The organism is Amphritea japonica ATCC BAA-1530, from assembly GCF_016592435.1.
Taxonomy (GTDB): domain Bacteria; phylum Pseudomonadota; class Gammaproteobacteria; order Pseudomonadales; family Balneatricaceae; genus Amphritea; species Amphritea japonica.
Map to the genome: position 1 here is coordinate 452,176 of NZ_AP014545.1, position 26,613 is coordinate 478,788.

The following is a 26,613-nucleotide window of genomic DNA, read 5'->3' on the forward strand; positions in this document are numbered from 1 at the left end:
CAGATACAGGCTGTGTGAATCGCGCATTAAACTGTACTGGTTACGGCTTCAGGTTGTTAGGGGAATAGCTTCTTGAGCAGATGCTTAGCTTGTTTATCTAACAGCTTTTGATAGTTCTCATTGACTGTTTTGATCAGTACTTTGTCTTCTTCGATGCGTTCAATGTCAGCCCCGGCGAGCAGACTGACCTTGAGATCGGGTGCCTCACTGAGTGCAGTGTGGGTGATTAGATCGTTACTTTCGGTGCTGTGGGTCAGGAAGCGGGCTTCTTCCTGCATTCTTGGTAGTTTTTTGTAATGACCCCGTACGAGTGCCATATGTAGATTTAATACCGGTTTGAGGCTGCGGATGCGCTGCTGATTAAATTGCTTGTATAAGCGATTGAATAGCTGGCTGGCACAGATTGCGTTTATGCCGTGGGAGTCGTCTTTGTGGGGTTTAAGGAATGCTAGCTGGAGGTCTCCACTATCAATTCGGGAGACTTCGCCCTGGTAGATGGCGATCACCATATCCAGCATTCGATAGTAGTATTCTTGTAATTCATTGAGCTCATCGTTGCGGATATTGTCTGAATGGCCTGAAGCGAGGTCTAGGTAAAGCAGGTAACCAGCGGTATCGGCAGCGACAATGAGCTCAAGCTCCTGCTCGAACGTATAGAGATCCAGTTGTACCTCGTGCTTGCTGTTCTCAAAGAGAGGGTTGGGTGCCTTGTTTCGTGAAGGAAGCGTTAAGTTTACCTCTTCCACGATTGTGTCTGCGGCATTCGCAGGCTCTGAGCTTTGCGTGATAGTGCTCTCTTTATGTTCGGTGAACGGGGCAAAATCAGGCATGGCTGGGGTGTCTGAGGCAGGTCGGAGTAGTTCAACCAGCTGTTCCGGATCGTCCTTGTTTAGTGTGTCGATGTTTTTTGTATCGACGGGCGGAGGAGAGTGTTTTTTCTGAGCGCTATCGTGAGTGGCTTCAGCAAGAAATGTATTCGGAGACAAATTGTGGCTATCTGTTGGTGCGATTGTGGGCTCTGCTTCAGAGAGTCTGGCGGGGTGGCGGCTCAGTAATATCCAACAACCGGTTAGCGTCAGAATAATGATAATAAGGGCTAAAATTACCGTTTGGATCAGAAGATTGCTGATATGTTGCTGATTGGGCTCTGGGTTTAGATGTAGCTCAAGAATTGCCAGTGTCTGGGTCTGTTGGTGGATCAGTATTTCCTGCTTTATCAGAGTGTCCTGTGTTATTTCTCCAGCGCGGCCAATGAGTCGGTCTTTTGGGTCTTTAAGAATGATCGCTTCAACGTAGGGTTGGCGTACCAGTTGGTTCAGAACAAAGTTGAGACTGACGCCGTCATCGGACAGTAAGGCGGGCTTAATGAGTGTTACTGTTTGCTGGCCCAGTAGTTCACCCTGTTCCCGGGTTTGATGTTTGGCGGCTTTTCCGGCGACGATAGAAAGGTAAATGCCAGCCAGCAGCAAGCCTCCCAGCAAAATGCAGGCAAGGGTAAAGGTCAGTCGTGAACGCTGACTTGTGAGTGCTATAAAGGGCTGCGGCTTATCCATATTCCGACGGTTCAGATTCCGGGACAGAAGAACTTGCTGATGATAGCAGCTAAGTGGCTTTGCAAAAATGGCTTTTTTTCGCTTTTACTCTCTCTGTCGATGACCCTTGCGGTCGGGCGGGGTATAATGGCCGGTCTCGACGGAGAAGGAAGGTTATGAACGTTAAAGAGTATATGGCAGAACTGGGTCAGCAAGCACGCAGTGCCTCACGCGCAATAGCGAAAGCGGATACCAGTGTAAAGAACCGTGCCCTATTGGCGATGGCGGATGCAATTGATGCATCCCGTACTGAGCTGGTTGCGGCGAATGCAAAAGACCTTGAGCAAGGTCGGATAAACGGCCTCGACGATGCGATGTTAGATCGTCTGGAGCTGAAACAGTCTCAGATTGATACAATGATCGAAGGCTTGCGTCAGGTTGCTGCTCTTCCCGACCCGATCGGTGCGATCACTGATATGAATTACCTGCCTAGTGGTATACAGGTAGGTAAAATGCGCGTTCCTTTAGGTGTGATCGGTATTATTTATGAGTCACGTCCTAATGTTACGGTTGAAGCGGCCAGTCTCTGTCTGAAGTCAGGTAATGCGACGATCCTTCGGGGTGGCTCTGAAGCTATTCATAGTAACGCTGCGGTTGCTGAGTGTATTCAGGTTGGATTACAGGCAGCTGGGCTACCAGCAGACACTGTTCAGGTTGTAAAAACGACCGACCGTGAAGCGGTAGGCGAGCTGATTACTATGCCTGAATATGTCGATGTCATTGTGCCCAGGGGCGGCAAAGGGCTGATTGAACGTATCAGCCGAGATGCAAAAGTTGCTGTGATTAAGCATCTGGATGGTATTTGTCATGTTTATATTGATGAAGATGCTGATAAGTCCAAAGCGATCAATGTGTCGATAAACTCTAAAACTCATCGTTATGGTACCTGTAACACGATGGAGACCTTATTGGTGCATGAGGCCCGCGCTGCAAGTATTCTTCCAGAGCTGGCTGAGCGTTATCAGGCGATAGGTGTAGAGCTGCGGGGTTGTGAAGCGACCCTGGCATTGCTTCCTAACCTGAAGGCAGCTTCTGATGAGGATTGGGAGACTGAATATCTTGCCCCAATCCTGTCGATTAAGTTAGTGAGTGATATGGATGCGGCGATTGCGCATATTAATCGATATGGTTCTCACCATACCGATTCAATTATTACTGAGAATTACACTAAATCACGCAGTTTTCTGCGTGAAGTAGATTCAAGCTCAGTGATGGTAAATGCCTCTACTCGTTTTGCGGATGGTTTTGAATATGGTTTAGGTGCTGAGATAGGCATCTCAACGGATAAAATTCATGCGCGAGGGCCGGTTGGTCTGGAAGGATTAACTTCGCAAAAGTATGTGGTATTGGGTGATGGTCATATTCGACAGTAATTGTTGATGAACGATTCAGTGAAAGTGTTTATGGGTGGGACGTTCGATCCTATCCATAATGGCCATCTTCGTACCGCGTTGGAAATTGAGCAGTGGCTGGGTGTGTCTGAGGTCACTTTAATTCCCTCTAAAGCACCTGTTCACCGGCAGCAGCCTGAACGAACCGGGCAGCAGCGTTTGGATATGGTGCGTCTGGCCGTTACTGATGAACCGGGACTTTTTGCCGATGATCGTGAGGTTCGGTCAGAGGACGCTTCATATACTGTATTGACGCTGGAATCTTTTCGTCGAGAAATTGGCGTGAATACACCTGTTTGCATGGTGCTGGGGATGGATGCTTATCTGTCTCTACCCCAGTGGGATAGGTGGCAGGAACTTTTGACTCTTTGCCATGTGGTTGTTGTTAAGCGCCCTGGTTGGGTTTATGAACCTTGCGAACTGATGCAAGAAATCAGCAAAAAACATGAAACTAAAGATCAGCAACGGTTACTAACGTCTCCTGCTGGTCATGTGATTTTTCGCGAGCTGACCCCGTTGGGGATATCGGCTACCCAGATCCGTCAGCTGATCAGAGAAGGTTGTTCACCGCGCTATCTGATACCTGATGCGGTCTGGAACTATATACAAAAAAATAAGCTGTATGGCTTTAAAAACGAAGGTAAATAATTACTAATGGAAATGGATCAGATAATCAGCGCTGTACGTCAGGCCCTCGATGATATGAAAGCACGTGACGTCGTTGAAATTGATGTGACCAATAAATCGACGGTAACTGATCGAATGGTTATCGCCAGCGGAACCTCTAAGCGACATGTGATGTCTATTGGGCAGCATGTTCAGGAAGAGATGAAGCACCAGGGCTTGCTGCCTCTGGGAATAGAAGGCCTGGATACCGGTGAGTGGGTGCTGGTGGATCTGGGTGAGCTGGTGGTACACGTCATGATGCCGGATGCGCGTAGTTTCTACGACCTTGAACGCCTTTGGGGCTTTGATGAAGCAGAGCAGGGTTCTGTTAACTAATCAGCATATCGATGCAATACGTTACGCAATAAGGAACTTGGTTTTCTAGTATGAAGATACGCCTCATCGCTGTGGGTACTAAAATGCCGGGCTGGGTCACGGAAGGGTTTAACGAGTACGTTAAGCGTTTGCCCCATGAATTTAGCCTTGAACTGGTAGAAATTTCCCTGGGTCACCGGGGTAAAGGTGCCGATCTTGCCCGTGCTAAACGGCAAGAAGGGGAGCAGGTACTGGCAGCGATACCTAAAGGTGATCGGGTTGTTGCGCTAGAGGTCGGTGGTAAAAACTGGAGTACCGAGCAGTTAGCTGAACAGGCTGAGCAGTGGCAGATGTCGGGGCAGAATATCTGCCTGTTGGTGGGCGGGCCGGATGGCTTGTCACCCGAGTGTGTCGCTATTGCTGATCAGAAATGGTCGCTGTCAGGTTTAACCTTACCTCATCCACTTGTACGTATCTTGTTAGCCGAGCAGTTATATCGGGCCTGGAGTATCCTTCAGGGCCATCCCTATCATAAGTAGTCAAATAGCCAGTGAAGAATTGCTTAGATGTCAGCATTCGATAGTCTGAAAGACCATACCAAAGAGGGGCGGGTGTTCTTCTCCCGGGCACTCATCGCTTTTGTTGTGGTGCTGATACTGATGGGAGTGCTGATTAGCCGGTTGTATTACCTTCAGGTGGTCCGGCATGACAATCTGGCGGCTCTGTCGGATGATAACCGGGTGCAGCTCAAACCCGTTTCGCCAACCCGCGGGTTAATTTATGACCGCAATGGCACTCTGCTGGCGGAAAATCGTCCTAGTTACAGTGTCACGCTTCTCAAAGAGAAAGTCAGTGATGTTGAGGCGACGCTGTCCGAACTCCAGAAACTTATTCCAATCACCGAGAGAGAGTTAAAGTCCTTTCGTAAACGTCTTAAACAGCGACGCCGGCCGTATGAGACAGTGCCACTTAGGTTTCGCCTTAATGATGATGAGATCGCCCGGATTGCGGTGAATTATCAGCGGCTTCCCGGGGTGCAGGTAGAGGCCGATCTGATTCGATATTATCCGTTCGGTGCCGGACTGGTACATGCGCTCGGTTATGTTGGGCGGATCAATGAAAAAGAACTGAAGCGGGTTGATGCGACTGATTATAGTGGGACGCATTATATCGGTAAGTTAGGCATCGAAAAATTCTATGAGCCCCTGTTGCACGGTGATGTGGGCTACCACAAAGTAGAGACGAATGCCCGGGGACGGGTAATGAGGGTGCTTGAGCGGACCGATCCGGTGCCTGGCAAGGATATTGTCCTGCATCTGGATATCAGGTTGCAGCAGGCAGCCGAGAAACTGATCGAAGGGCGTCGGGCGGCGATAGTTGCTATTGATCCGAAAAGCGGCGGTATATTGGCGATGGTTAGTAACCCTGGCTATGATCCAAACTTGTTTGTTACCGGTATCAGTACTAAAGATTACAAAGCGTTACGTGAGTCTCCGGATCTGCCTCTGTTCAATCGGGCGCTAAGGGGGCAATATCCGCCGGGATCGACTATTAAACCGATGGTTGCGATGAGCGTAATCGACAGCGGTATTGTGAGTCCCTCTCATACAATACAGGATCCCGGCTTCTTTACTCTGACAAAAGGCGGACGTCACTATCGTGACTGGAAACGGGGTGGGCACGGTAAGGTAGGCCTGGAAATGGCGATCTATCAGTCATGTGATGTCTGGTTCTATGATGTATCCAACCGTGCGGGTGTTGATGTGATATCAGAATACCTGAATAAATTCGGGCTGGGGCAAGTGACCAGTCTGGATCTGCCTGAAGCACTGCCAGGAATTCTGCCCAGTAAAGCCTGGAAAAAGAAAACCGGCCGGGGCTCCTGGTATTCCGGGGATACACTTAATCTGAGTATTGGTCAGGGATGGATGCTCACCACGCCATTGCAGCTTGCTACAGCGTCGGCAGTGATGGCGAATCGTGGTGTCTGGAAGCAACCGCGAATGCTGAAAGGCGTTATGCAGCGTAGTCAGCGAGAAGGAAATACGATTGTTGATGGCAGCATTGTTGATATCAGCGGCCTGGAAGGTACCAGCGCAGTGCTACCTGACATTAAGCTTAAAAATGACCAGTACTGGCAGAAAATAATTGATGCGATGATTGCTGTAGTTCATGGCCCACGGGGCACCGCCCGTAAAGTCGGGACCGGGCTTGATTTTCAGATAGCGGGGAAAACCGGTACGGCTCAGGTGGTAGGTATTAAACAGGATGAGGTTTACGATGCCGAGAGTCTGGCCGAGCGGCATCGCGATCATGCATTGTTTATCGCTTTTGCACCGGCAGATAAACCGGAGATTGCTGTATCAGTTATTGTAGAAAATGGTGGTGGTGGCTCTAGTACTGCTGCGCCTGTTGCACGAAAAGTCATTGATGCGTTTATGGCTTTGAAACAGCAGGATGCAGATGTGAAAGAATTGGTGAGGAGTCAATAAATGGCTGATTTTCAGCGTAGTATGCCGGATGCTCAGCCTCACCTTGCCCGCCGCCGGGGGCTTTGGTCTTACACGCGCCTGGATGCCTGGTTGTTACTGCTTATTCTGGTGCTTTGCGGCTATGGCTTGCTGATTCTGTATAGCGCTTCCGGTGGGGATATGGGCTATGTCGTGCGCCAGGCTATTCGGATGGCGGCGGGTTTTGCTGTGATGATCGTACTGGCCCAGATGAGGCCTCAATTGTTCGCCCGTTGGGCGCCCGCGTTGTATGTTATTAGTATAGGGTTGTTACTGGCCGTGTTGCTTTTTGGTGTAGGGGCTAAAGGTGCTCAGCGCTGGCTGGCGTTACCTGGGTTTCGCTTTCAACCTTCCGAAATTGTTAAGCTGGTACTGCCGATCATGATTGCCTGTTATCTGGCCAGCAGACCATTACCACCGAGCTTTCGCCATATTATTATTTCACTGGTGCTGATCTTTATGCCGGTGGTGTTAATTATGAAACAACCTGATCTGGGTACCTCTCTGCTGATTGCCGCTTCAGGGGTTTTTGTGTTGCTGCTTTCTGGTATTTACTGGCGCTATATCTTTGGTGCACTGGCTGTCGCATCAGCCGGCTTGCCCGGTCTCTGGATGGTTATGAAGGATTATCAGAAGCAGCGAGTGTTAACTTTTCTGGATCCGGAAAGTGATCCGTTAGGGTCAGGTTGGAATATTATTCAATCCAAGGCGGCGATTGGCTCTGGTGGTCTTGATGGCAAGGGCTGGATGCAGGGGACTCAGTCACAGCTGGACTTCCTGCCGGAAAGTCATACCGACTTTATTATTGCGGTCCTGGCAGAAGAGATGGGTATGATTGGCGTGCTGGTTCTGTTACTTATCTATCTGCTGATTATTGCCAGAGGCCTGGTGATTGCGGCAAAAGCTCAGGATAGTTTTGGTCGTCTGGTGGCGGGCAGTGTGACGTTAACCTTTTTTGTTTATGTATTTGTAAATATCGGTATGGTAAGTGGATTGTTGCCGGTTGTTGGCGTGCCATTACCGCTGGTGAGTTATGGTGGTACGTCGATAGTGACGCTGATGGCAGGTTTTGGCTTGCTGATGTCGGTGCAGGCGCACAGGCAGATGATTAGTCATTAGCCTGGTATTGCCTGCAATATTAAATACCTAATTATTGAACGGTTTTGTTGTCAGAACTCTGTGATACAGTCGAGTCTTTTAACTCGATGGTGATCGGGTCAGTATTAATTAAGTAAAGGGTGCCAGGCAGAGCTAGAGCCTGGATGTGAGATCAGAATTTAAGGTCTCAAAGGAAAAGCCTTAAAGGTGGAGAGATATGTTCAAAGCTAAAGTGACTGGGTTACTGGCAGGAGTTGTGCTGAGTGTAGGGTTTGCGGGGGTTCAAAACGCGGTGGCGCATGGCTATGGCGATCATCCGAGGGCACAGCAGTTTATTTCTGATATGGGCAAGGAGGGTTTTGATGAAGGTGAGATCAGAACTATTCTGCGTTCGGCGGAGCGTCAGGAAAGTATTCTTAAAGCGATCTCTCGTCCGGCTGAAAAGCGTCTGAACTGGGGTGAGTATCGTAATATATTCCTCAAGGACAAGCGCATTAACCAAGGCGTTGAGTTTTGGAAAAAGCATAAAGAGACATTGCAACGGGCAGAAGCAAAGTACGGTGTGCCGGCTGAAATTATTGTCGCGATTATCGGTGTTGAAACCCGTTATGGTCGGAATATGGGGAGTTACCGGGTAATTGATTCACTCGCTACTCTGGGATTTGATTATCCGCCACGAGGTAAGTTTTTTAAGGGACAATTGAAAGAATACTTTTACTTGTTACGTGATGAAAACGTAGATCCTTTCAGCTTGAAAGGCTCTTATGCCGGTGCGATGGGGTTTGGTCAGTTTATTCCTAGCAGCTTTAGAAGCTTTGCCGTTGATTTCGATGGCGATGGCAAGAAAGATATCTGGAATAATCCGGTTGATGCAATTGGTAGTGTCGCTAACTATTTCAATGCCCATGGCTGGAAAGCTGATGCCCCGGTGCGCAGTAATGTTGTAATGCGTAAGGTAGCGGACGAAACCTGGATCAATGCGGCACTTAAGCCAGAGATAACATTGAACGAATGGTCTCAACGGGGTATCAAGACCCGTCAGGGTTTGAATCTGGACGATAAAGCGACGTTGTTACGGTTAGAATCTAAGGGTGAATTCCAGCACTGGTTCGGTCTGCATAACTTTTATGTGATTACCCGGTATAATCACAGCCGTCTGTACGCGATGGCGGTCTATGAGTTGAGTCAGGCCGTTGCAAAAAAACACTCAGGCGTCGCGGGATAAACGATGAAAAAAGTAATCCTTAATCTGCTTGCACTGACGATAGTCGCATTTTTGACAGGCTGTTCTTCTTCCGGGGGGCGGTATGCAGTAGAACAGGATTATGGGCCCTCCCGTAAAGTCGATGTGTCGAACGTACCGGATGCGGTGCCCCGGGTTGAGCCTATAAGCAGGGGCGGTAATAAAAGTCCTTATACGGTGTTGGGTAAAAGCTATTATGTGATGTCTTCCAGTGTTGGTTACAAAGCACGTGGAGTGGCTTCCTGGTATGGCAAGAAGTTCCATGGCCATAAAACGTCAAATGGCGAAACCTACAATATGTATGCCATGAGCGCCGCCCATAAATCACTGCCGCTACCTAGTTATGTTCAGGTTACTAATCTGAGTAATGGCCGGAAAGTGATTGTTAGAGTTAATGACCGGGGGCCGTTTCATGGTGGCCGGGTCATAGATCTGTCCTACGCGGCAGCTTCTAAACTTGATATGTTAGGCAGTGGTACGGCGAAGGTTGAAGTCGAGGCGATTGATCCAGCTAGCTGGAGTGGCTCTTCTAAAGCCGTCGTCAGGGCGTTACCGGCTCCGGTTTCTGCTGCCCCTGTGTCAGGCGGATCTGCCGCCCCGCGTTATCTTCAGGTGGGCGCTTTCAGTTTAGAATCTACGGCGTCCGAAGCGGTAAATCAGCTAAAAACAATGCTTCCCGGCTATCAGTTGCGGATAGTGCCATTGCCTCTGAAAGACAGAACTCTGTATCGGGTTCAGGTCGGGCCTGTGCAATTGAATGCGAATTTGGCCGAGTTGGTGTCGAGAATTGAAGCCGCAGGTTATCTGCGACCACATTTGGTAGACTAAGCGCTGCTAAAAGAAATGTTATTTAAAGCTTAAAGAACCATTATGTGATTTTCAGGTCCCATCAGTATCTGGACCCTCTGTAACCGTAAATAAAGTACATATAAAACCATGATTAAAAAAATTGCACTCCGTTCTGCTCTCTTGCTGATGATTATATTTGCGCTGCCTGTTCAGGCAGTGAAGATAACGCCAGCACCGCCTCAGGTTGCTGCCCGTGCCTATATTGTTATCGATGCTGATACTGGCAAGGTGATCATGGCTAGTCGTGAAGAGGAACGGTTTCCACCGGCAAGCCTGACCAAAATGATGACCAGTTATATTCTGGAGTCAGAGCTGACCAAGGGGAATGTAAGCAAGTCGGACCTGGTTCCGGTGTCGGTGAAAGCCTGGCGTGCACCAGGATCCCGGATGTTTATTCAGGAAGGGACGCAGGTATTACTGAGTGACCTGATGAAAGGTATTGTCATTCAATCAGGTAATGACGCCAGTGTGGCAGTTGCCGAATATATCGCGGGTAGCGAGGCAGCTTTTGCGGACATGATGAATCAGCATGCCGTGCAACTGGGAATGAATAACAGTCATTTTATGAACGCGACCGGTTTGCCTGCTGAAGAGCACTACTCCTCGGCTAAGGATTTGGCGTTATTGGCGCAGGCAATCATTCAAAGATACCCAGAGCATTATGGTGTCTACTCTGAAAAGTATTTCACCTATAACAAAATTCGCCAGCCTAATCGTAATAAACTGTTATGGCGTGATGATTCAGTTGATGGCCTTAAAACCGGTCACACGGATGCGGCAGGCTACTGTCTGGTGGCTTCCGCTAAGCGCGATGGGATGCGTTTAATTACCGTCGTCATGGGGACTAAGAGTGAGGAAGCGCGTGCTCAGGAGAGTCAAAAACTACTGGCTTATGCTTTCCGTTATTTTCGTACCCATAAGCTTTATGATGCCGGCCAGGTATTGGAAACGACAAAGGTTTGGGCGGGACAGCAGGATAAGCTAAGGGTCGGTCTGACCGATGCGATGGCAATTACCATTCCCCGGGGAGAGAGCGAACAGCTTCAGGCAGTGTTAGACCTGGATAAAGTGATCAAAGCGCCCATTCAGAAAGGGCAAAGTTTTGGTACTTTGAAAGTAATGCTTGAAGGAAAACTTGTCGCAGAGGCGCCGGTTGTAGCGCTTGAAAGTATTAATGAAGCGGGATTTGTACAGCGTATCTGGGATGCAATTGCGCTATTCTTTTATAATCTGATTAACTGAGCAGAAGGCTCTGAGGAATGGATGCCCGGGCTTAGCTACTGACTAAGTCCGGGCATCTGTCGTTAAGCGAAGATGAAAACTGTATACCTGAACGGTGAATTTATAGCCGCAGATCAAGCCCGGATCTCTGTTTTTGATCGGGGGTTTCTGTTTGGCGATAGTGTTTATGAAGTGATTCCGTTTTATCAGGGTCAGGGGTTTCGGCTTGATGAGCATTTACAGCGCTTAGAGCATAGTTTACGAGGAATACAGATCACTGCAGAGTATGACTGGAGAAACATTCTAAAGCGTCTTGTGGAGCTGAATGGTGGCGGTAACTTATCGGTTTATTTACAGATTAGCCGAGGGAGTTCTGATCGCCGAAGTCATATTTATGATGCGGATATGGTGCCGACAGTGTTTGCCAGTTGTAGTCCGATTAATGATATTTATGATACCGGGCTTGATTCTGTTGATGGCGTTCGGGCTATTGTTACGGCGGATCTGCGCTGGGGCCGCTGTGATATCAAAAGTACCGGCTTGCTGCCTAATATTCTGGTGATGCAACAAGCTCGCCTTGCGGGTGTTGAAGAAGCGTTGATGATTCGGGAGGGTCTGCTAACGGAAGGGGCTTCCTGCAATTTGTTTGTCGTTGATAAAGGGGTGGTTTATACGCCCAAACGTGGTTCAGATATACTCGGTGGTACTACCCGGGAACTGATTCTGCAGTTAGCCGATGAAAATGGAATACCCGCACAGGAAGTGGATATTGATTACGAACGATTGTTAGCGGCAGATGAGGTCTGGGTTAGCAGTTCAACCCGGGCTGTTGTGCCGGTACTGGAAATTGATGGTCAGCCGGTGGCTGATGGAAAGAAAGGGCCGTTATGGGCCCGGATGTTTGAATTATTCACCTGTTATCAGCGCAATCTGATGAAAGGTTAGTAACTGAGAGAGAGATATGGCGCAGCAAACTGAGCAAGAAGCTCCTAAAATTGAATTTCCCTGCCCGGATTATCCGATAAAAATTATTGGCCGGGCGGCTCCGGATTTCAAAGAGCTGGTGATCGACATTGTTCGCCAGTATGCCCCTGATCTGGACCTGAGTAAGGTTGACGAGCAGGGTAGTAGTAAAGGTACTTTTACCTCTGTGCGGATGAAAATTACGGCAACCGGTGCGGATCAGCTGGATGCTTTACACCAGGCGCTGAAAGCGACTGGTCGTGTACAGATGGTGATCTGATGGTATCGTCTGAGCAACAGACCGCTCAAATGTCTGAAAGAGTAGTAGTCCGTGATTTGGGGCTTGTAGAATATCTGCCGACCTGGCAGACGATGCAGAATTTTACGGCAAATCGCGTGGCGGAAACGGTTGATGAAATCTGGCTGCTAGAACATCAGCCTGTGTTCACCCAGGGGCATCATGGCAACGAGTCTCATCTGTTAGACACCGGTGATATCCCGGTAGTACAAGTCGACCGTGGTGGTCAGGTTACCTATCATGGCCCAGGGCAGTTGGTCGTTTATTTGTTGTTAAATATCCGTCGTAAAAAGTTTGGTGTAAGAGAGCTGGTGGCCCGGATGGAAGCCAGTATTGTCGAGTTGTTGGCGGGTTTAGGTGTTGAGGCGTATGCCAAGCCTGACGCCCCCGGCGTTTACGTCGATGAAGCAAAGATTTGCTCGCTGGGATTGCGGGTGCGTAAAGGCTGCTCATTTCATGGGTTAGCGTTTAATCTGGATATGGATCTGGAACCCTTTAATCGAATTAACCCTTGCGGTTATGCGGGTATGGCTGTTACCCGTCTGACCAATCTGGCTGATGATATTGATCGGGAATTCGTTAAAGGTTTACTTATAGAAATACTGGTGAAAAGACTCGGCTACATCGAGCGCGCCAATGCTAATTCGCTGGAAGATATAGATGTCAGATAAGAGTGATAAGTTGCAAAGTGCTCAGTCTCAAAACTCTGAAAAGAAAGGTTCTGGGGTTCAAAAAGATAAGCCGCATCGGGCTGAAGCCGGGGTGAAACTCAGAGGGGCAGAGAAGGTATCCCGTATCCCTGTTAAGGTAATTCCAACTGAGCGGGATCAGATTCTGCGTAAGCCGGAATGGTTGCGGGTTTCATTGGGTACCACGCCGCAAGTGCAGGGTATCAAGAAAAAACTACGTAAACATAAACTGGCGTCTGTCTGCGAAGAAGCCAGTTGCCCTAATCTGGGTGAGTGCTTCAGCCATGGTACTGCAACCTTCATGATTATGGGGGATATATGTACCCGACGTTGTCCTTTCTGTGACGTTGCCCATGGTCGCCCTAAACCGCTACCAGAGAACGAGCCTGGTGAGTTAGCCGAAGCGATAGCCGACATGGGGCTTCGTTATGTGGTGATTACCTCCGTTGACCGTGATGATCTCCGTGATGGGGGAGCCGAACACTTTGCGCGCTGTATTACAGAAACCCGGAACGCGGTACCGTCGATTCAGGTAGAAACGCTGGTACCTGATTTCCGGGGACGTATGGATGTTGCACTGGATGTCTTACAGCAGACGCCTCCCGACGTTTTCAACCATAATATGGAAACTGTTCCCAGGTTATATCGTAAAGTGCGCCCGGGTGCGGATTATCAGTGGTCTCTGGAATTGCTGAAAAAGTATAAACAGCGTTGCCCGGATGTGCGGACAAAGTCTGGTTTGATGGTGGGCGTGGGTGAGACGAAGGAAGAGATTTTTGACGTGTTGCGTGATCTGCGAGCTCATGATGTCGATATGCTCACGATTGGCCAGTACTTGCAGCCTAGCCGTGATCACCTTCCTATCGATCGTTATGTCACGCCGGCAGAATTTGATGAATATGCCAAGGTGGCAAAAGAGCTGGGCTTTTCGCAAGTCGCGAGTGGTCCGCTGGTGCGTTCTTCCTATCATGCAGATTTGCAAGCCAAGGGTGAAGTAATCAGCTAATGGGTCGCACTCAACTGCTTAAATTACTGCTGTCAGTGGTGATCCTGGTGATTACCCTGATGGTGGTTGAGTATCAGATCGGCTGGTACAGCCTACTGACGTCGTGGCAGGGCTTTTCAGCGGGCACTCTGGCCTTACTGGTTGTCTTGTCGCTCTGCAGTAATGCATTGCGGGCGCTGCGGATTAAGATCAGTTTCGAACTCCCGGCGGAGCGCTATCCGCAGATGTTTTATCTGAGTACTAACCATAATCTGCTGAATAATCTGCTGCCAATGCGCACGGGTGAGGTGGCGTTCCCGGTACTGATTAAACGGTATTTTGGTATTGCCGTTGTAGCCTCTACTTCACATCTGTTGTTATATCGGTTACTGGATTTAGTGGCACTGCTCTCCATTGCCGGCGTACTGGCTCTATGGCAATCAGATCAGGTGATCTCAGTCGTCATCATGCTGATGACGTTGTTTGGTCTTTTGTTGTTTGATCGCGGTAAGCAGTTAGTGGTCTGGCTGCTGGGTCGTTTCAGTAGTCCCAAACTGGCAAAGCTGGCGCAAGCATTCAGTGATCTGCCTACCCGTGGTGGTCATTTTGGTGCGATTGTTCTGACCACTTATGCGGTCTGGCTAACGAAACTGCTGGCGTTTCTTGGCGTGGTGCTGCAGCTGTCGCAGCTGACCCTGGCCCAGGCTGTCACCAGTGTGGCTATCGCCGACCTTTCATCAATCCTGCCGATACATGGGATAGCGGGTTCAGGGACGTTTGAAGCGGCTTTTGTGCTTGCGGGTAAGCTCTATGCGATTGATACCACCGCACTACTGACTGTCGCTGTTCAGTTGCATCTGTTTCTGTTGCTGATGTCATTCGTTGCTTTTCTGTTGGGCTGGCTAGTGGCAAAAATTTTCAGTCGTCAAACGACTCTGAAGACAGGGACGGAGTAGTCTGCAATACTAGTCGTGGCGGGCATTATCTTCATATCAATAGGGCTTTGTGATAGAGTCCGCTATTAAATTTTTAATGACCTAGATCCGGGTAAATTATGAAATCATTATCGATCGTTGTACCGATGTATAAAGAAGAGGACTGTGTATTTCCGCTGGTTGAGCGGGTACATGAAGCTCTTAGTGACTATGCCGGTAAGTGGGAGCTTGTGTGCGTCGATGATGGCAGCCCGGATCAGACGGTTGCTCGCCTTAATGAGGCTCAGGAGCAATGGGGCGATCACCTGAGAGTAGTCGAGCTGCAGCGTAACTTCGGTCAGACCGCTGCAATGCAGGCGGGTATTGATGCTGCTCGCGGCGAAATTATTGTCACTATGGATGGTGATCTGCAAAATGATCCTGGTGATATACAGCGCATGATCATTGAAATGGAAGAGCGCGACCTGGACATGCTGCAGGGCTGGCGGAAGAAGCGGGAGGATGAGTCTACCCGGAAGTTCTTCTCGCGTCAGGCTAATCGTCTGATTGCTAAAGTCACTAAAGTACGCCTTCATGATTATGGTTGCAGCCTTAAAGTCTACCGTGCCAGCATTATTAAGCAGGTGCGTTTGTTTGGTGAAATGCACCGTTTTATCCCTGTCTGGGTCGCTTCCGTTACTAAGCCAGAGCGGATCGGTGAAACCGTTGTTGATCATCATGCTCGCCAGTTTGGTGAATCTAAGTATGGTCTGTCACGTACTTTCCGGGTAATTCTGGATCTGCTGGTGGTATTTTTCTTCCTGAAATTTAAAGCGCGTCCGGGCCACTTTTTTGGCTACCTTGGCTTAGGTATGGGCGTCCTGGGTTCGCTGATCATGACCTGGCTGGTGATGGTAAAACTGTTCCTTGGTGAAGATATTGGTAGTCGTCCGCTGTTTATGGTGGGTATCTTCCTGTTGGTGGTATCTCTGCAATTCATCACCACCGGTGTACTCGCTGAGATGATGTCGCGGATTTTCTTTGAAACGTCTAATACCCGTGGTTATACACTGCGTGAGAAACTTAGCGATGATGAAGAAGGGCAGTGGTTTACTCCTCAGCCTGCTGGAATGGATGAGACGACTGCGCATGACGCCGACATTGCGCCAAAATAACGCGCTTCATTATGGGCTGCTGTTCGCAGCAGTCTTTTTTGCTTTCTTCTGGAATATTTGGGGCTTTCCTCTTTTTGACCTGGATGAAGGAGCGTTCTCCGAAGCAACGCGAGAGATGCTGGCCAACAGCAACTTTGCTGCGACCTATCTGGACGGTGAGCCCCGCTACGATAAACCAATCTTAAGTTATTGGTTTCAGGCCCTCAGCGTTTCGTTATTTGATCTGAGTGAATTCTCTCTGCGACTACCGTCGGCTATCGCCGCTAGTTGCTGGATGCTGGTGTGTTATCGCTTTGCCCGCCAACAGTGGAATAGTGATACTGCACTGTTCACTGTACTGATCATGGCAAACACGCTTTGGATCGGTATTATCGGGAAAGGGGCTATTGCGGATGCCTGGCTAAACCTGTTTCTTACCCTTACCGTGCTGGATATCTGGCGCTATTGGCAGCAGCCTGAAGCGTCTCGCTTCCTATTGTTACGTGTGTACCTGTGGATGGCGCTGGGGCTGCTGACAAAAGGTCCGGTAGCGGTGCTGATTCCGTTACTGGTCAGTGGTATTTTCTTTGTCATTCAGGGGCAGTGGCGACGCTGGCTGACGGCGATATTCTATCTGCCGGGTTGGGTGCTATTGTTACTGATTCTGACTCCCTGGCTATGGCTGGTGTATCAGGATCAGGGGATGGGATTCTTCAAAGGCTTTCTGCTAGACCATAACCTTAATCGTTTCAGTGATACCCGTGAAGGGCACGGCGGAAAGCTCTGGTATTACCTAATAGCCTTGCCGTTGGTGTTACTGCCGTTTAGTTCGGCATTGTTTACGCTGCTACGCAATCTTCGTGAATATTGTAAGGACTCACTTACTCTCTATCTCATGATCTGGCTGGGTGTTGTGTTTGCGTTGGTGTCAGTATCAGGCACTCAGCTGCCTCACTATGTAGTCTATGGTATTGCGGGCTTACTGCTACTGTTTGCTCACCATCGTGATCGCCTGTTTAGTAGCTGGGGACTAATCTTCCCGTTAATGTTCTTTATCCTGATGCTCGCGCTGCCCTGGATGCTTGAGTCTGCCGCTGGTAGTAGCCGCAAACTCTATGAGCAAGAGATGCTGGGCAGAGTCTGGGATGTGGTGGGAGCGCCTTATCTGAGTGCCAGTGTTATTGCGTTGTTGCTGGTTGTAGGCATTGTTTTCACATCAAAGCTGGAAAAACCCATTAAGTTTGTTGCTATTGGCTTTATTCAGACTCTGTTTGTTTTTAATTTCTTCATTCAGGTAATGGCGGGTTTACAGCAGTTACCGGTTCAGGAAGCGGCGTATATTGCTAAAGCGCGAGCAGGGCAGCATGTCGTTGCCTATGGTCTGCATATGCCGACTTTCAGTGTTTATCGCGATGCGATTACACCGAAAGAAAAAAATCCGAAACCGGGGGATCTGATCTTTACTGATGCAGATAACCTGAGCAAACTGCAGAAACGCCATCCTGAGGCGCTATTAGAACCGCTCTATAGTAAAGGCGGTATTCGGTTAATGGAGTGGCGTGATGCAAAGTCTGTTAACACAGATTAAAGCCTGTTTTATTGTTGCCGGGTTACCGGGCCAGCTGGAGAGTGCGCAGCAACGTTTTAATCAGGAGACTGACCCGCAGGCGTTAGTTCGTTTAACACTGCTGGCGTTGGTTTTACTGGGCACAGCATTGCTACTCTGGCTGATAGCGGGCTATCATGGTGCTTTTCATCTGCTAAACCAGTTTACCCCCTATTTCCCTTCAACTTTCTGGCAGATCGTTACATTTATGGGGGATACAACATTTGTGTTGGCGTTGTCTCTGCTGGTTGCACGGCGTAATCCCGCGATTTTATGGGTGCTATTGATTGCTGCGGTTTATGGCACACTCGCGACCCATGGGTTTAAAAACTTGTTCGATGCTGGCCGGCCTCCGGTTACGTTATTGACTGATGAATATAATCTGGTGGGCAGGGCGCTAAAAAATGGCAGCTTCCCCTCGGGCCACTCGTTGTCGGCGTTGGTTTTCGTCACAACGGCCTATTACTTCTTCAACAACCCCGTTCTTCGTGTGAGTTTGTTGTTGATAGGAGGTTTGGTTGCTCTGAGTCGAGTGATGGTTGCTGCTCACTGGCCGATCGATGTTTTAGTGGGTAGTGCGCTGGGTATACTGGTGACTGTCGCTGCGATTAAGACAGCGCAAAGGTACGCATTAGGTTTTCGTTTACCGACGCACTTTTTTATCCTCTTCTTGCTCCTGACAGCAGCTCTGATGATTTTAGGTGGGCATGACGGGGGTTATCCACAGGCTCATCTTTTCGCTAAAGTTATCGCCCTGTCCTCGTTACTAGTCTTTGTCTTTGAGTACTTTCTACCGCCACGACAGCCGCGAACTCGTTAGTAGAGGCAAGCCTTACTATCATCTGTGTATAAGCTTATATAAAAAGCTCAATCAGTAGTGTTTGGTTCTTTCTATCGTAGGGTTAATTATGCGATAATTTATATATTAGATATTTCTTATGTATGCGTGCTTATGTAACTGTTATTTTAAATAGCGCGCCTGCAATATTTTTATATATAAAGGGTGTTTTATCATGGCTGCAAATAAAGTTATTTCGGTATCAACTTCTATGAACGCAGGTGCTCAGGTGCATGCAGATATCCGCGGGCACAAAGTGACTATCGATCAGCCAAAACAGGCAGGTGGTACCGATGAAGGCCCTACACCGCTCGAGTATTTCCTGTTCTCGTTGGCTGGATGTATTGCCAGTATTGCCCGTATAGCGGCGACTCAACAGAAGATTGAGATGCGCAGTATTAATGTTGATGTCGATGGGGCAATGAACCCTGCCGGATTGTTGGGTAAACCCACTGAAGACCGCGTAGGTTTTCAAACGATTACCGTTAAAGCGCAGATTGATGCTGATTTGAGTGATGAGGAGAAAGCAACGTTTCTTGAAGAAGTTTGTCACCGTTGCCCGCTGGATGACAACATAATGCTTGAAACGAAAGTTACGCATTCGCTTGTATAAGTAGCTCGAACACCGCTTTGCGGTTTGCTCGTTGCTCGACGGAAAACTTCGTTTTCCTTGTTCGAAAAAGTAAAAGTCAGGGTTAGACTGTTTTTTTAGGTTGTAAGCCAGATGATCAAAAAAAGGCTGATGCTTGACGCATCGGCCTTTTTTTATGTGGATTAAAGCGCCTCGGTTATATCTGCTAAGTGCCAGAAGTGAACTAGCTTTAGTCGTTAGATGTTGCTTTGCAACTTGCTAGTGGCTAGAAAAAGAATGACTCACCTTCTTTTAAATGTCCCCTATGAATCCACAGCCAATAGCGGACATAAAAAATCCTGATTTAATGGTTTATTTCGACCCTTAGCAGGCTATCGAAGTGACTTTGACCAGTATCTGGAAGCCAGAGGTAAAAAACCGCTACCAATGATAATAAGTGCACCTACCACTGCTACGCTGTTCGGGATTTCTGCGAATAACCAGTAACCAAATGCTAGTGAGTAAATTATCTTTGCATACTCAATGTTTGCGATCACATTAGCTTCACCCAACTTGTATGCGGTGACACCAATCCATTGTGCGGCTGAAGAAATGACACCTACAAACACAAGTAAAACCAGTTCATGCATAGTTGGCCATTGCCACGCAAGAAGGCCTGGTATCAGTGCTATCAGGCCCACGAATACAGCCTGATACGTAAGCAAAATCACTCTGGACTCGGAGCGAGACATTCTTCTGACACAAACAACAGCAACAGCGGCTCCAAGTGCACCAGCCAATCCTGCAAGCGTATATATAGTGGATGTAGCTTCAAATACAGGCTGAACGACCAGTAGTACACCACAGAAACCAACGAGTACTGTGATTTGTCTAGCTATACCTACCGATTCAGACAGAAAAACCCGAGAGATAATTGCGACAAATAGTACCTGTGTAAAACCTAACGCTGTTGCATCAGCAAGCGGAATATTGCTAACGGTGATAAAGCCTAGATAAAGAGCCATAAACGCGCCCACGATTCGAAGCAGGTGCAAATGAACCATCTGAGGCTTCAACAGCGTATCTATGGAAATAATAATGGAGGGGATCAGGAGCGTAATAAACACTAGCTGACGAAACAGCAGAATTTGGAATACATCAATTGTATCACTCAGTATTCGAACTAGTACGCCAACAAATACGAATAGAGCTGTAGACATGAGTGCCAACAGAATCCCCCTCAAAGGAGCTGGAAACAAGCGCTCTAGCTGAGGGGTTGAAAATCGTTTAGTTAGCCTCTGAATTAAAATTACGTACCTCTCTGATCACTCGAGATGCAATTATCAAGTATGCACCTATAGACAGGTCAACGCATTGGGTAAATATTTTACGGAATAATGTCCGCATGGGTCGGTAGATGACTTTATTGCTTCTGAGCTGGGCCAGATCAAACGTTTGAGTCTGCTACGTGTCAATAGCAGACATCTTTATGCAGACTGAAAATTAGTCTATTCATACAGCATACCTATCAACATTGCTCCTAGTGCTACCAGATGTATCAACATTAGCGCCCTATCGTTCCAAAGCACTCCAACAGCAAACCATCCGATTAAACCCACCAGAAATAGATATATATTTAATGGTGTAATACCGAAAGCAGTCGCGGAGTAGCCTAGTATCTGAATCACGGATGAGACCCATTTAATCCAAAAAGAAACTCTGTCTCTGTCCCAGAAACTTCTACTAACTATTATCTGCATATATGTATTCCCAAGATTGATCATAAGTACGTTAATGCTATGGCTGTAACAATAAAGTTCCATGACAAAGTTGACTAATCATATATGTTGATTCCAGAATGTAGAAAATCTACACCCTTAGCCTAATGCTTAACTGAGTACCTATGCCGATCAATTTGAATACTCTAATAATGTTTGATGCCGCCGCTCGTCACCTGAACTTCAGGCACGCAGCAGTAGAGCTATTCCTAACTCAGGGAGCTGTCGCTCAGAGGATCAGAAGGTTGGAACAAGACCTAGAGGTTAAGCTATTCGCACGACACGCCCGTGGATTAGAACTCACGGAGAAAGGAAAAGCCTATCATCAGAATATAAGACAGGCCCTTAACCTGATTAACAGTGCGACAGATGAACTAACAGGACAACGACAGCTGCTAACAATTAGCGCCCCTCCTTCGGTGGTGACTAAATGGCTTATGCCGCGTATTGCTGTTTTCAGTGAGCGCTTTCCAGACATTAACGTTCGAATTGTCGCAAGTGAAGGTATCACCAAATTCACTACTGAAGATGTCGACTTAGCAATTCGTCAGGGCTTCCCTCCAGACGATCCAAAATTAATGCATAAGCAACTGGCAGGAATGATCTTATATGCAGTGTGCGCGCCAAAGTTCCTGTCGGAGACAGATTATCCAGCCACTTTGATCGACTTTTCTAATCATCGCCTGATAGAGGACAGCCATCAATCATGGTACCGCTTACTCAGGCATACACCGAGAAAAGTGTTGAAATTGAGCCATTCACACCTTGCTATTGATGCTGCGATTAACGGACAGGGAATCGCCTTGGTACCGAGTTTTCTGTTAGAACAGGAATTAGCACACAATAAATTAATCTTACTCAGACAAGTCGATGGTAAGCAGGATGAGGGGCTTCATCTGCTTTGGCCTGAATCTCAAGACGTTGAGAATCGCCACCGAGAGATCTTGATCAATTGGCTTAACCAGCTGTGAGTTAAAGCAGTGATATGATCTGTGGATTATCCATTTAAAGCCAGTAACACCAACCCAAATGCTTTATGAATGTGGGGTATTCGAAGAGCAAAGTTCGACATGTCCGCTTAGGGACGAAAGCAGGCTTTATTGAAAAGCGGACAGGTTGGGTTTTATGCTCTTATCTAGCAAGGAAAACGAAGTTTTCCGTCTCGCCACGAGCAGCCGCGAAGCGGCGTTCTAGCTAACCGAACTTGTTCGGTGGTCTGATTTTATGGCGTTCTAGCGACCCGAAGGCGGTCTGTTTATCTAACCTTCAGGCTAAACAGGTAATCCACAATCGCTGAGGCTTGTTGTTCGGTGAGGTCCGGAAATGTCGGCATCTCGGGCCGTGATGGATCGCCTTGTCGGATGAGGAGTACTACCTGCTCTTCCTGCAGTGCTGTACGTTTGTTTGCGGGAATGCCTTTGAGGAAGTCTCCGGTACCATCTTTCTTATGACAGCGGGCGCAGTTGACGGAGTAGAGTTCTTCGCCATCGATTGAAGTTGTTTGCGGATCGCTGTTGTCTGAGCAGCCGGTCAATAACAGGGTGAGTAGAGCGGGTAGCATGATCAGTCGGGTATTCATTTCAGAATCGTTCCTCTCTCAAAGCCTGCTTAAGTATCGCTTATGATCTAAAGATAGACCAACTAAATTCTCTTGCTCTTTCTAGCTACCGAGTAAGCGGCGAAGCCGTGTCTAGCTAGCTGGACTTGTTCAGCGTTCTAAATTCAGCTCTACACCGGCCATTTGAAGGGTGATACCGGTGAGGGTTAACCAGGGGTCGCCAACTGCTCCTTTGATCTGAGAGTCCGCTTCAGTACATCGGCTTAGCATCTGTTTAAGGCTATCAGGATGGAGTCGCTGGGCAGCTGAGCGCAGCCAGTTTTTACGTTTGCCCCAGACTCGCTCTCGCTGACAGATCGTGTCGAAAGGAGTGCCTTTCTGTAAGCCCTCCTGAACGGCAATCAGGGAACGAATTTCACGGCTGATTGCCCAAAGTGCTACGGTCGCTTCAGTGCCTTCTTGGCGCAGTACTTCAATGATCTTATTGCAGCGGCTAACCTGTTGTTGAATAGCTGCCTCGGTCAGGCCATAGATATCATAACGTGAACTGTCAGACACACTATCCATTACCATATCAGCGGAGATGCTTTGACCTGCGTAGAGCAGATTGAGCTTGTCCAGCTCCTGCTTAGCGGCCAGCAGATTGCCTTCGATTCGCTCACAGAGTAACTGCACAGCATCGTTTTCAAGGTTAAGACCAATCTGGCGCGCTCGCTGATTTATCCAACCGGGGAGCTGCTGCAGTTCTACTGGCCAGATCTCGACGATAATGCCCTGTTGGTCAATCGCTTTGAACCAGGCGCTTTTTTTAGCATTGGCGTCGAGCTTATTAGCGATAATCAGGAGTACGTTATCTTCTGCAGGACGTTCCAGGTATTGCCTGAGGATTTCGCTGGCTTGTTTATTAGGCTTGCTACCGCCTAAGCGAAGTTCGATGATTTTTTGTTCGGCGAAGAGAGAGAGGGCGTTTGCGCACTCAAGCAGGTATTCCCACTTAAACCCCGATTCTGTGTAGAGGGTTTCCCGTTCGGTGAAGCCTACGGAGTTGAGATGCTGGCGTAGTAGGTCGCAGCTTTCCTCTATTAGCAGGGTTTCGTCACCGGTTACCATATAAACCGGAGCCGGTTGCTGGCTGAGTTTGCTGGCAAGCTGCTCTGGTTTTATCTTCATAGTGGCTTACGGTTTAATGTTGGCGTAGAAGCGCAGAATCTGGCCGGCCAGTTGCTGCTCCATTTCAGAGTAGAGCTGGGCTTCCTGTACGCTGCTGGCGGTTTCCCGATCTGCGTCGTAATCGTAAGTACGTTCTATCGTTAGCTTACGCTCCAATACAATCTCACCCAGAGGGTCGGTCACAAGAAAACTCACTTTTCGGGTAAGTTCGTATTCATCGATATCGGCGTTAGCCCCTAGCGAAGCTTCGCGGCGACTACGGGACTCAGACGTTATCTCCAGCTGATAACCTGAGCCGCCATTCACCGTCACACCGTTTGCTTCAAACTGGCGCCGCAGAAGCGGCTCCAGATTACTGCGAGAGCGGTCCGGCATGACCAGGGTTAGCTGACGCAACGGTTCTGCTATTTCAGCACTCCCGCGCAGGTGAAAACCACAGGCGGTAAGAAACAGGCATGTGACTGTCAGAACGAGCGCTGCTGAAAACCGATTCAGGCCGTAGGTCATCTGTGCTTCCTTAACCGACAACGATGTTAACTAACTTATTTGGCACCACAATCTGCTTACGGATTGTTTTACCATCCATGTGGCGTTGCACTCCTTCATCTGCCAGAGCAGTGTGCAGGACGACGCTTTCTTCGGAATCGGCTGGCACATTGATCTTTGCCCGTACTTTTCCGTTAACCTGAACCACCATCAATACATTGGCCTGGGTCATAGCCGCTTCATCGGCTTTAGGCCATGCAGCATCCAGCAGGCTGTCGCTGTTGCCCAGATCGCTCCAGAGCTGATGAGTAATATGAGGGACGATAGGCGCGAGCAACTGAACCGCAGAAGTCAGGGCTTCACGGGTGATTGCGCGGCCCTGATCGCTAGCGTCAACAAAGCGGCTGATGGCGTTAGTCAGTTCCATTACTGCAGCGATGGCGGTATTAAATGTCTGGCGTCGCTCAACATCATCTGAAACCTTTTTAATGGTTTCGTGAGTTTTGCGTCGTAGCTCTTTTTGCTGGTCATTGAGCGTATCTGGCTCTATCGCGACCAGATCACCCGGATATTGCAGGTGATCGTATACCAGCTTCCACAGGCGACGAAGGAAGCGATGGGCGCCATCAACACCGGAGTCAGACCATTCCAGCGATTGCTCAGGAGGTGCAGCGAACATCATGAACAGACGAACCGTATCGGCACCGTATTTATCAATCATTACTTGCGGATCGATACCGTTATTCTTTGATTTAGACATCTTGCCCATACCGGCAGAGTCGACAGGCTGGCCATCTTCGATATGGGTTGCCTTGATAACGCGACCTTTCTCGTCTTTCTCAACCTTAACCTCGTTGGGAGCGATCCAGATTTTGCCACCGTTCTCATCTTCACGGTAATAGGTTTCAGCGAGAACCATGCCCTGGCATAACAGGCGCTCGAATGGTTCATCAGAGTTAACCAGCCCCTGATCACGCATCAACTTGTGGAAAAAACGGGAATACAGCAGGTGGAGAATGGCGTGTTCAATGCCGCCAATATACTGATTAACCGGCAGCCAGTAGTTTGCGGCCTCTGGATCGAGCATGGTGTCGGCATTACGGCAGGCATAACGTGCGTAATACCAGGATGATTCCATAAAGGTATCGAAGGTATCGGTTTCACGCTCGGCATCGGCACCGCATTTAGGACAGCTGGTCTTTTTAAAGCTATCCATTTTCTTGATTGGCGAGCCAACGCCGTCAAAAGTAACATCGACAGGCAAAACAACCGGAAGTTGATCTTCAGGTACCGGTACGGCACCACAGCTGTCGCAGTTAACAACTGGAATGGGGGTGCCCCAATAGCGTTGACGGGATACACCCCAGTCACGCAGTCGGTAGTTGATGGTGGTTTTACCCTTACCTTTGCTCTGGAGTTCAGCAGCGATCGCTTTGAAACCCATTTCAAAGTCCAGTTCATCAAAGTCACCGGAGTTCACAAGAAGGCCTTTATCGGTATAGGCTTCTTCATCGATATTAATGACGGTGCTCTTATCTGCCGGGCGGATAACCTGCTTAATCGGCAGGCCATATTTTTGGGCAAACTCAAAATCACGCTGATCATGGGCTGGCACAGACATGACGGCACCTGAGCCGTAATCCATCAGTACGAAGTTAGCTGTCCATACCGGAACCATTTCGCCGGTAATTGGATGCGCAGCTTTGATCCCCAGATCGAAGCCCTTCTTTTCCATTGTGGCCATATCCGCTTCGGCCACTTTCATGTTTTTACATTCAGCGACAAATGCTTGTAGTTCTGGGTTGTTCTCTGCGGCTTTCTGAGCCAATGGGTGAGCTGGCGCGACAGCAACGTAGGTGACGCCCATCAGGGTATCTGGTCGGGTGGTGAAGACTTCCATCTCACCAAAACCTTCAACGTGGAAGTTTAGCTCAACACCTTCAGAACGACCGATCCAGTTGCGTTGCATAGTGAGCACCTGTTCAGGCCACTCTTGCAACTTGTCCAGATCATCCAACAGCTCATCGGCATAATCGGTGATTTTCAGGAACCACTGAGGGATCTTTTTACGCTCAACTGGCGCACCAGAGCGCCAGCCCCGGCCATCGATAACCTGCTCATTGGCCAATACTGTCTGGTCAACCGGATCCCAGTTAACTTCAGATTCTTTCTTGTAGACCAGTCCTTTCTCCATCAGCTGAGTAAAGAACCACTGCTCCCAGCGGTAGTACTCTGGATGGCAGGTAGCAACTTCGCGACTCCAGTCGTAGCCAAAACCCATCAAATCGAGCTGATTACGCATGTAGTCGATGTTTTCATAGGTCCAGTTAGCTGGGGGAACATTGTTTTTCAGCGCTGCGTTCTCCGCAGGCAGACCGAAAGCATCCCAGCCCATTGGCTGCAGGACATTTTTACCCTGCATGCGCTGGTAGCGTGAAACTACATCACCAATAGTGTAGTTACGAACATGACCCATGTGCAGCCGACCACTCGGGTAGGGGAACATGGATAGGCAGTAGAACTTTTCTTTGGAAAGATCTTCAGTCGCTTTGAAGCTTTCGTTGTCGACCCAGTGTTTCTGGACTTCTGGCTCAATGTGCTGCGGTTTGTATTGTTCGTTCATTTTGGCTCTGATAATAAAAACCGGCAAAGGAGTGGTGCCGGTCAATGGAAAGTTTGGTCAATGGAGCATAGGATACAATATATGCAATCTTACAT

Annotated in this window: 26 protein-coding genes; 19 read left to right on the top strand and 7 right to left on the bottom strand. The window is 48.6% G+C overall.

Features of this window, described 5'->3' with window-relative positions:
* Window positions 1-56: 56 nt before the first annotated feature.
* On the bottom strand, window positions 57-1,553 hold the full coding sequence (locus AMJAP_RS02165) for a hypothetical protein (RefSeq protein WP_019620811.1): 1,497 nt from the start codon (window positions 1,551-1,553) through the stop codon (window positions 57-59).
* A 155-nt stretch (window positions 1,554-1,708) separates the two neighbouring features.
* Here AMJAP_RS02165 and AMJAP_RS02170 point away from each other — a divergent pair, with 155 nt between their 5' ends.
* From AMJAP_RS02170 to AMJAP_RS02255, 18 genes are all read left to right on the top strand, one after another.
* The gene (locus tag AMJAP_RS02170; protein WP_019620809.1) at window positions 1,709-2,965 is read left to right on the top strand and encodes a glutamate-5-semialdehyde dehydrogenase; all 1,257 of its coding nucleotides are present in this window, start codon (window positions 1,709-1,711) and stop codon (window positions 2,963-2,965) included.
* A gap of 6 nt (window positions 2,966-2,971) precedes the next feature.
* Window positions 2,972-3,631 (top strand): nicotinate-nucleotide adenylyltransferase, encoded by a 660-nt coding sequence (gene nadD, locus AMJAP_RS02175; RefSeq protein ID WP_026340003.1) that lies wholly within the window; start codon window positions 2,972-2,974, stop codon window positions 3,629-3,631.
* A gap of 6 nt (window positions 3,632-3,637) precedes the next feature.
* A complete protein-coding gene (gene rsfS, locus AMJAP_RS02180) occupies window positions 3,638-3,985 on the top strand; it encodes a ribosome silencing factor (protein ID WP_019620807.1) in 348 nt (115 codons plus the stop codon).
* Window positions 3,986-4,035: 50 nt separating this feature from the next.
* Complete coding sequence (gene rlmH, locus AMJAP_RS02185) at window positions 4,036-4,503, top strand: 23S rRNA (pseudouridine(1915)-N(3))-methyltransferase RlmH (RefSeq protein WP_019620806.1); 468 nt, start codon at window positions 4,036-4,038, stop codon at window positions 4,501-4,503.
* Between the two features lie 27 nt (window positions 4,504-4,530).
* Window positions 4,531-6,456 (top strand): penicillin-binding protein 2, encoded by a 1,926-nt coding sequence (mrdA, locus tag AMJAP_RS02190; RefSeq protein WP_019620805.1) that lies wholly within the window; start codon window positions 4,531-4,533, stop codon window positions 6,454-6,456.
* Window positions 6,457-7,593 (top strand): rod shape-determining protein RodA, encoded by a 1,137-nt coding sequence (gene rodA, locus AMJAP_RS02195; RefSeq protein ID WP_019620804.1) that lies wholly within the window; start codon window positions 6,457-6,459, stop codon window positions 7,591-7,593.
* Window positions 7,594-7,789: 196 nt separating this feature from the next.
* A complete protein-coding gene (mltB, locus tag AMJAP_RS02200; RefSeq protein ID WP_019620803.1) occupies window positions 7,790-8,797 on the top strand; it encodes a lytic murein transglycosylase B in 1,008 nt (335 codons plus the stop codon).
* A 3-nt stretch (window positions 8,798-8,800) separates the two neighbouring features.
* Window positions 8,801-9,643: a septal ring lytic transglycosylase RlpA family protein gene (locus AMJAP_RS17775; RefSeq protein ID WP_019620802.1), complete on the top strand. Its 843-nt coding sequence runs from the start codon at window positions 8,801-8,803 to the stop codon at window positions 9,641-9,643.
* A gap of 108 nt (window positions 9,644-9,751) precedes the next feature.
* Entirely contained in the window at window positions 9,752-10,906 is a 1,155-nt protein-coding gene (locus tag AMJAP_RS02210) for a D-alanyl-D-alanine carboxypeptidase family protein (protein WP_019620801.1), read from the top strand.
* Window positions 10,907-10,978: 72 nt separating this feature from the next.
* Entirely contained in the window at window positions 10,979-11,830 is an 852-nt protein-coding gene (locus AMJAP_RS02215; protein ID WP_019620800.1) for a D-amino acid aminotransferase, read from the top strand.
* 16 nt (window positions 11,831-11,846) lie between these two features.
* Complete coding sequence (locus tag AMJAP_RS02220; RefSeq protein ID WP_019620799.1) at window positions 11,847-12,128, top strand: YbeD family protein; 282 nt, start codon at window positions 11,847-11,849, stop codon at window positions 12,126-12,128.
* Between the two features lie 29 nt (window positions 12,129-12,157).
* Window positions 12,158-12,817, top strand: a complete 660-nt coding sequence (lipB, locus tag AMJAP_RS02225; RefSeq protein ID WP_040404229.1) for a lipoyl(octanoyl) transferase LipB — start codon at window positions 12,158-12,160, stop codon at window positions 12,815-12,817.
* Window positions 12,807-13,841, top strand: a complete 1,035-nt coding sequence (lipA, locus tag AMJAP_RS02230; RefSeq protein ID WP_019620797.1) for a lipoyl synthase — start codon at window positions 12,807-12,809, stop codon at window positions 13,839-13,841. Before lipB ends, lipA begins: the two co-directional genes overlap by 11 nt.
* Complete coding sequence (locus AMJAP_RS02235) at window positions 13,841-14,776, top strand: lysylphosphatidylglycerol synthase domain-containing protein (protein ID WP_019620796.1); 936 nt, start codon at window positions 13,841-13,843, stop codon at window positions 14,774-14,776. Before lipA ends, AMJAP_RS02235 begins: the two co-directional genes overlap by 1 nt.
* Before the next feature lie 98 nt (window positions 14,777-14,874).
* Window positions 14,875-15,909 (top strand): glycosyltransferase family 2 protein, encoded by a 1,035-nt coding sequence (locus tag AMJAP_RS02240; RefSeq protein ID WP_019620795.1) that lies wholly within the window; start codon window positions 14,875-14,877, stop codon window positions 15,907-15,909.
* The gene (locus AMJAP_RS02245) at window positions 15,824-17,476 is read left to right on the top strand and encodes an ArnT family glycosyltransferase (protein ID WP_083935268.1); all 1,653 of its coding nucleotides are present in this window, start codon (window positions 15,824-15,826) and stop codon (window positions 17,474-17,476) included. Before AMJAP_RS02240 ends, AMJAP_RS02245 begins: the two co-directional genes overlap by 86 nt.
* Complete coding sequence (locus AMJAP_RS02250; protein WP_019620793.1) at window positions 17,451-18,314, top strand: phosphatase PAP2 family protein; 864 nt, start codon at window positions 17,451-17,453, stop codon at window positions 18,312-18,314. The genes AMJAP_RS02245 and AMJAP_RS02250 overlap by 26 nt, the downstream gene beginning before the upstream one ends.
* Before the next feature lie 193 nt (window positions 18,315-18,507).
* The gene (locus AMJAP_RS02255; RefSeq protein ID WP_019620792.1) at window positions 18,508-18,945 is read left to right on the top strand and encodes an OsmC family protein; all 438 of its coding nucleotides are present in this window, start codon (window positions 18,508-18,510) and stop codon (window positions 18,943-18,945) included.
* Window positions 18,946-19,295: 350 nt separating this feature from the next.
* On the opposite strand, the gene AMJAP_RS02260 is transcribed toward AMJAP_RS02255, so the two are convergent.
* Both AMJAP_RS02260 and AMJAP_RS17850 read right to left on the bottom strand, forming a co-directional pair.
* Window positions 19,296-20,162 (bottom strand): DMT family transporter, encoded by an 867-nt coding sequence (locus AMJAP_RS02260; RefSeq protein WP_026340001.1) that lies wholly within the window; start codon window positions 20,160-20,162, stop codon window positions 19,296-19,298.
* A 249-nt stretch (window positions 20,163-20,411) separates the two neighbouring features.
* Complete coding sequence (locus AMJAP_RS17850; protein WP_019620790.1) at window positions 20,412-20,726, bottom strand: DUF6552 family protein; 315 nt, start codon at window positions 20,724-20,726, stop codon at window positions 20,412-20,414.
* Between the two features lie 80 nt (window positions 20,727-20,806).
* Between AMJAP_RS17850 and AMJAP_RS02265 the strand changes: the two genes are divergently transcribed.
* A complete protein-coding gene (locus tag AMJAP_RS02265; protein ID WP_019620789.1) occupies window positions 20,807-21,652 on the top strand; it encodes a LysR substrate-binding domain-containing protein in 846 nt (281 codons plus the stop codon).
* Window positions 21,653-21,936: 284 nt separating this feature from the next.
* Here AMJAP_RS02265 and AMJAP_RS02270 read toward each other — a convergent pair whose 3' ends face one another.
* The 4 genes from AMJAP_RS02270 to leuS form a co-directional block, all read right to left on the bottom strand.
* Window positions 21,937-22,260 (bottom strand): c-type cytochrome, encoded by a 324-nt coding sequence (locus AMJAP_RS02270; RefSeq protein WP_019620788.1) that lies wholly within the window; start codon window positions 22,258-22,260, stop codon window positions 21,937-21,939.
* Between the two features lie 129 nt (window positions 22,261-22,389).
* The gene (gene holA / locus AMJAP_RS02275) at window positions 22,390-23,409 is read right to left on the bottom strand and encodes a DNA polymerase III subunit delta (protein ID WP_019620787.1); all 1,020 of its coding nucleotides are present in this window, start codon (window positions 23,407-23,409) and stop codon (window positions 22,390-22,392) included.
* 6 nt (window positions 23,410-23,415) lie between these two features.
* Window positions 23,416-23,916 carry an LPS-assembly lipoprotein LptE gene (locus AMJAP_RS02280; RefSeq protein ID WP_019620786.1) on the bottom strand — a complete coding sequence of 167 codons (501 nt, stop codon included), beginning with the start codon at window positions 23,914-23,916 and terminating at the stop codon, window positions 23,416-23,418.
* Between the two features lie 10 nt (window positions 23,917-23,926).
* Window positions 23,927-26,518: a leucine--tRNA ligase gene (gene leuS, locus AMJAP_RS02285; RefSeq protein ID WP_019620785.1), complete on the bottom strand. Its 2,592-nt coding sequence runs from the start codon at window positions 26,516-26,518 to the stop codon at window positions 23,927-23,929.
* Window positions 26,519-26,613 lie beyond the last annotated feature (95 nt).